At 40.2% G+C, this 311-nt stretch carries 1 tRNA gene; it reads left to right on the top strand.

Annotated features, from left to right (window positions below):
* Positions 1 to 8: 8 nt before the first annotated feature.
* Positions 9 to 85, top strand: a tRNA-Ala gene (locus tag K8344_RS14060).
* Positions 86 to 311: the final 226 nt, after the last annotated feature.

Genomic DNA, 311 nt, shown 5'->3' with positions numbered 1-311 from the left:
CAAAAAATGGGGAATTAGCTCAGCTGGCTAGAGCGCCTGCCTTGCACGCAGGAGGTCATCGGTTCGACTCCGATATTCTCCACCACGGACAACAACTGTTGTTTTTCATTAGCTGCCCGTTATCCGGGCCTGAGAGACACAGAGATCCAGACAGTTCATTGACATATTGTAATTAAAGAATACGAGAAAAGTAATAAAAGTCTTAGTATTTGGTTGTTGACCTTTGGTTGATTGATCAATTATTAAGCAATGAATAAACTCATTAAAGAGCAAAAAAGTACAATAAGCAAAATAAGAGCGTATGGGGAATG

Origin of the sequence: Aequorivita xiaoshiensis, from assembly GCF_022008395.1 — a bacterium.
In the GTDB taxonomy this organism is placed as follows: Bacteria; Bacteroidota; Bacteroidia; order Flavobacteriales; family Flavobacteriaceae; genus Aequorivita; species Aequorivita xiaoshiensis.
Note: the sequence above shows the minus strand (reverse complement) of the source record. Positions and strands in the feature narration are given on the sequence as shown.